Annotated in this window: 5 protein-coding genes and 1 pseudogene; all 6 read left to right on the top strand. The window is 59.0% G+C overall.

What is annotated here, in order from left to right; all coding sequences use genetic code 11:
• The coding region (locus IPM84_20300) for a hypothetical protein (protein MBK9095055.1) at nt 1–146 on the top strand (146 nt) is incomplete at its 5' end.
• 1,518 nt (nt 147–1,664) lie between these two features.
• The gene (locus IPM84_20295; GenBank protein MBK9095054.1) at nt 1,665–1,994 is read left to right on the top strand and encodes a hypothetical protein; all 330 of its coding nucleotides are present in this window, start codon (nt 1,665–1,667) and stop codon (nt 1,992–1,994) included.
• A gap of 713 nt (nt 1,995–2,707) precedes the next feature.
• A complete protein-coding gene (locus tag IPM84_20290) occupies nt 2,708–3,430 on the top strand; it encodes a tellurite resistance/C4-dicarboxylate transporter family protein (GenBank protein MBK9095053.1) in 723 nt (240 codons plus the stop codon).
• Between the two features lie 3 nt (nt 3,431–3,433).
• On the top strand, nt 3,434–4,219 hold the full coding sequence (locus IPM84_20285) for a methyltransferase domain-containing protein (protein MBK9095052.1): 786 nt from the start codon (nt 3,434–3,436) through the stop codon (nt 4,217–4,219).
• Between the two features lie 153 nt (nt 4,220–4,372).
• Nucleotides 4,373–5,068, top strand: a pseudogene (locus IPM84_20280) (hypothetical protein).
• A 41-nt stretch (nt 5,069–5,109) separates the two neighbouring features.
• On the top strand, nt 5,110–5,856 hold the full coding sequence (locus tag IPM84_20275) for a hypothetical protein (protein ID MBK9095051.1): 747 nt from the start codon (nt 5,110–5,112) through the stop codon (nt 5,854–5,856).
• Nucleotides 5,857–6,000: the final 144 nt, after the last annotated feature.

The following is a 6,000-nucleotide window of genomic DNA, read 5'->3' as shown; positions in this document are numbered from 1 at the left end:
ATCGCCGCAGTGAGACGGTCAAGGACGTGTCGCCGGCGGAACTCGACAAGGCCTACACCACCGGTGGAACTGACCCGCAGGAAGCCGACGCGATCTTCCGCCTGACCGTTGCCGACCTACGAAGAACGCTTGTCGTATCGCCATGAATCGTGAAGTTGCCATCGAATCGAACATCCCGCCCCCTCACCAACAAACAAGAAAACAGGCTTCTTACTTCCACCGGCGCCCAGCGCAGGTTCTAGCCATGACACTTCATCCCATGCTCCCAACCACCCTGGCTCCGCCGCCACGTGCTGGACTATCCCCAGCCCGGCCTGGGCCGAGAAATCTCGCCTGTGCGAGCAGATCTGGCCCGGCATGGCGCTGCCGTTCCTCGCGAGATTTACGCTAAATCTCCGTCGCCCGACGCGCCTGTCCGGTGCTTTGCGCGCGAGGTCGAGCCGATGGCCTACGGCTTGCAGGAGGAGTCACGCCAGCACCTTCGACCTGGGCGGCGCGTATCCCTACATCGGCTATCAACTGCTCTCTGAAACCTACTAGCGCAGCATCTTCTTGCTCCGAACTGAAGAACCGCTAACATGCGTATGGGTTGAGCGAAGGAGGCGAACTCTTTGACCACTCTTGTTCTGCATCCTGCGCTACTTGAACGTGCTGCAGGATGAGGAGGAGTTTGGTGATTTCACCCAATACGCCATCCTGCCTGCGCTGGACAAGGTTTTCGTGCGGCTCGCATGCGCGACGAGAACGATCATTCCGCGCCGTCGCCCACCTGGCCGTGCTGCAAGCTCTGTACGATGTGCGGGTGACTACGGTCGGCGAGCCGCTCATCAAGGCCGCTTTGGGAGGAAGACCACGCCCAGGCGCAATGCGAGGCCTTCGACGAAATGCCCCTGGCATACGACGCAATGGATTAGTTCAAGTTCTTGTTGGAGGACAACGTGCTTGATACCGTTTTCTTCATTGCCTTCCTTACGTCGCGTTTATTTTGTCGACAGTAGTCGGCATCACCGCTACTATTCCGATCGCTTCTCCTTTCCAGCTTCTCCTCGCAGTTCCTGGAAAGCCGCCGCCTGTTCTGTGGTCCGTGCCTGGCACTACGGCATTGTCACCATTCTGAGCGTCCACTTATTTGCCTTTCTTTCTTCCCAAAGCGCATGGGCTCGACGACGCTGACCCGACGCGGTTTCGGCATCATCGAGGTGATCGGCGGTGGCGCTGGCGCCGGTCTCCATCGTTGGGCTCAGCCCGCTCGTCCTGCGCCGCATGTCTGATGACCGCGGGTGTCGTCGCCACCTGGGCTGACTGGTTGCTCATCCTTGCTCCTGCTCGTGCAGGTCATCCTGGGCTTCTGGGTCTCCTTCTTACCGCTGGTGGTCCGACTGGTTCTGCGCACTGGCGCAGCCGTGGTTGTTTCCCTGGTGGTCTTCCAGCCGAAGATCGAATATGTCCCGTCGTTGCTCTGTGGTCAAATGGCATCACCCGTGGGGCTTCGTCATCATCTGCATCTTCTTCACGTTAGTTGGTGCATGTGGTCACCTACCCGATTACCTACCTCTGGTAGCTGCCGCAGGTGGTCATTTGAATCGCTCGGCCGGTGCAAAAGTAACGGCGCGGAACCGCACCCCATTCGTGCAAATTCGTGAAATTCGTGGCAAAGAATGCCCATGAAACACCTGATGAACTCCTACGCGCGACTGCGTGACGCACCATCACCGCCTGTGCCTGGTAGGTGCTGGGCACGCGGGCATGTTGGCCGCCTCCTCCTGGCCCTCGACCTGCCGCAAACGGACAGCGCCTGGCTCGCCATCACCGAGACCGACGGCTGCTTCGTGGATGGCGTCAGCGCAGTAACGGGTTGCTACGTGGGTCGGCGCACGCTGCGTGTGGAAGATTTCGGTAAAGTTGCCGCCGTCTTTGTGGGACACGCAGCCAGCGGGCCGTTCGCATTGCGCCGCGGCTCGACGTGCGGAGCTGGCGGCGGCGTTTGCGCCTGAGGCGCGCAGCCGTTGGGAAGCGGGCAACTACTCGGCTATCAGCGCATGCCCGACGAGGACCTGCTCGATTCCCGATGGGTGACGATGCGGATCAACATCTGACTCGATCGGACACGCGGGTGTGCGTGAACTGCGAGGGGCCTGCGGCGAGGAAATCATCAACCAGCGAGGTGACACGGGACGCGAATTCTCTGTCGCGCCTGTGCCGGCCAGGCGTACTATGTCGAAACCCGCCTGGGCCTGGCGTCACAATCTCTACCTTGCCGTGGACATCGAAGCTGGTTCAGAGCTAATGAGGGGTTCCCTTGACACCGGTTGAGCATTGGGAACCTACCTGGAATGACAACTGACGCTGCGATAGAACCATGAATCGAACCGCCAACGAAACCAGGGCCTCTCTCTGGGCATTCTCGATCGTGAGGGCGCAAGATCTGTATCCCGCCTACTTGCTTTCGTCATGGCACGGGCATCGTTTCCATTGCCTGCCATCTCTTGGGCATGATCTCCTCGCCCTTCCCTGTTCTACCTGAATCAGCTTTTCCCGCCGCGCTCTGGTTGCTCACGTTGGGCCGGCTCTTTCGTCATCTCCGATCCTCGCTGACCTCACCAGCCACAACCTGAGCGCGGCTTTCTACCCTCGTCGCCGGGACGAACGGTGCTGGGCAGTCAATTCGTCATCCTGGAAGTGACCAGCCAACGGCGCTGGCGCTGGATTGTCGGCCTGGTTCTGGATCGTCTTGATCTACGCCTTCTTCGCCGATGACCATCAAAGAACAGAAACCGCCGCTGGAAGGGGCATCAACGGCGCCTGGCTGTTGACGGTGGTCTCCACGCAGTCCGTCGCCGTGCTGGGAACGCTGATCGCCCCCCGCTTCGGCGCCTGGCAAGAGATTTTCCTCTTCGCCATGCTCTGCTTCTTCCTGCTCGGATGCATGTTCTACATCCTCGTCATCGCGCTCATTTTCTACCGCTTCATGTTCTTCAAGCTCAACCCGCAGGAGCTGACGCCTCCCTATTGGATCAACATGGGCGCCGTCGCCATCACCACCCTGGCGGGCGCCAACATCATCCTCAGCGGCAACTATCCCTTCCTCGCTGACATGATGTCGTTCATCGAGGGCTTCACCCTCTTCTTCTGGGCGATAGGAACCTGGTGGATTCCGCTCCTGCTCGTCTTCGGCGGATGGCGTCACCTCTACAAGCACCAGATGCTGACCTATCATCCGCTGTATTGGGGCCTGGTCTTCCCGCTCGGCATGTACACCGTTTGCACCTTCAACTCGCCAGGGCGCTTGGGGTTGACTTTCTGCTTGCCATCCCTCGCTACTTCGTCTATCTTGCCATCGCGGCCTGGCTCGTCACGTTCTTTGGCCTCGTGGTTCAGATTGGGAAGAAGCTGGCGCCCTGAACGATCACAGAGATCGAACCTGGTTTAGCCGATGAGTATTGACCGTTCACGCCGCATCACTTTCGAAGAGATCGCGGACCTCTATAATGAAACGCGCACCCGCTATCTCGATGCGCTGATCGAGGACATCATCCGCCTGGCCGCGCTGCCCGCGGACGGGCGCATCCTTGAGATCGGCTGCGGGCCGGGCAATGCGACCGTCGCCTTCGCCAGGCGGGGCTATCGCCTGCTGGCAATCGAGCTGGGCGAGCGCCTGGCCGCGTACGCCGCCCAGAACTGCCGGGCTTACCCCAACGTGACCATCGTCCAGTCCGAGTTCGAGTCCTGCGACCTGCCGAGGTATGGCTTCGACCTGGCCGTTTCTGCGGACGCCTTCCACTGGATTCGCCCCGAAACCGGTTACGCCAAAGTAATGACCGCGCTCAAGGCGACAGGCTCCTTTGCCTTTTTCTGGCAACTTACGGTTGACCCGCAAACCGACTGGTCGCGGGCCATTGACGAAGTGTTTCGCCAGCGCGCGCCGCAGGTCGAGCGGCCCAACGAGCCGATGGACGCCGCCTGGGTGCGGGCCGTCATCGAGGGCAACTTTCGTGACTATTGCGGCATCGAGAATGTGGCGGTCAAGATCTACGATTGGATGGAGACCCTGGACGCGGACAGGTACGTCAAGCTCCTGCGCACTCGTTCTGGCCTGCACGGCATGGACGAGGGTTTGCGGCTGGCGCTGAACCGGGAGATTGACGCCGTGATTCAGGCGGCCGGTGGCAGCATCGAGCAGCCGTACCGGGCGATCCTCTTTCACGCACCTGGAGCCTGAGGGGAACTGGACTTCCGAAGTTGGGGGGAGGGGGCGAATGTCGAATGGGGGCAAAATTCGGATTTGCCGGAGGCAGTAAATATCGTTTGACGCAGTCAAGGGATGGATGTATACTGCTGCAGTTCAGGCATCAATCGTCGTTCGGAGCGCATCTTGATCATCTCGCACAAGTACAAATTCATCTTCATCAAGACCAAGAAGACGGCAGGCACGAGCATCGAGGTCTACCTGTCTCAGTTTTGTGGAGAGGATGATGTGGTCACGCCCATCTGGCCGCATGTGGAACCGCATCGCGCCAGGAATTACCAGGGCCTTTGGAATCCCCCACCGGAAATCATCGAAAGCAGAGGGCGCGACCTGAAAACGACCCTAAAATGACATGGAGACACCTCTGGCGCAGGCACAGATACGTTCGTCACCTCCCGGCAACGATCATACGGGCAAGAACATCGCGGGAAGTGTGGGAAACCTATTTCAAGTTCTGCGTGGAAAGAAACCCATGGGACAAGACGCTGTCTCACTATGCCATGATCAACGATCGCAAGGACGGCGGCCTCACGCTGGACGAGTATTTTGACAGGCGCTGGTTCTGCATCAACTATCCGAAATACACCGACTCGCGTGGGTCAATCCTGGTGGATCGGGTTCTCAAGTACGAATCACTGATGCAGGAATTGTCCCAGGTGTTCGGCCAACTGGGCATCCCGTTCGAGGGATCGCCGGGGTCAGGCCAAATCAGAACATCGCACAGACAGAAGGCCGTACCAGGAAGTCTTCACGAGTCGTCAGAGAGAGATCATAGACAAGGCATTCGCGCCAGAGATCACAATGCACAACTATATCTTCTGATGCCGAACGCATGGTAAGCCCATTGTGAGGAGTATGACACCATGACCACTATCCAAACCATCATTCGCCAGGTCAACAAAGACCTTGTCCCGCAGTTCGAGGAAAGACTGCGCGGCTTTCTGATCACCCAGGACAAGGATTGGTTGATTGATCAGATCATCCGCCTGGCTCTGGACGCGCACAGCTTGCAGGAGATGGATCGCAAGCAGCTACAGGAGGTCAAGGCGAAGGCCCGCGCCGACCGCATCGTTCGCCTGCACGAGATGGATCTGAATCTGCCGGTGCTGACCGCCTTCCTGGAGCGTTACGGATCGTATGACCGCGCCAAACTCATCGCCGAGGGGTATCTCCTGGCGAGTGCGCCGGTCAAGGGCGGCGATCTGATCGGGGAAGAGTACCGCACCAGGGAAGGAGATGCCTTGCTTCAGCACGCCAAAGATGTCCTCTTCGGGCTTCTCTTTGGCGACGAGAGCACCCAGACCCACTTCGAGCGAGTGCAACGTGAGCTGCTCACCTTCGCGCTGCCGCGGTTCAAGGCCGAGGCGCTGGATTTCATGAAAGCGTCCACGGAAATGAGCGCAGCCGGTACCTGGCAGGACCCCGACAGTGTGTCCAATGACGCCCGCGCCGACAACGTCATCATGGAGGTGGAATATGGTGAAATCGTGGGAGAGGCGATTGGCCACGGGATTGTGCGCGGTTTGAGCCTGATCAACAATCTGGAGGTGAACGAGCAGATTCTCTATGCGCGCATGATCAATATCGAACAGAGTACCTTGATCGAATAGATTCGCAACAGACAGCGCCGGTGGCTGGCGAATGATGTTTGACACGGGTAGAGGGCAGGGGTATACTGCCAGCGATAACAGAGCCGTAGCACGCTTCGCCCCTGGCGGGATTGTCCAAACGATTTAGAAGTAGATGCACAATGA

This window comes from Candidatus Amarolinea dominans, from assembly GCA_016719785.1.
Lineage (GTDB): Bacteria > Chloroflexota > Anaerolineae > SSC4 > Amarolineaceae > Amarolinea > Amarolinea dominans.
Note: the sequence above shows the minus strand (reverse complement) of the source record. Positions and strands in the feature narration are given on the sequence as shown.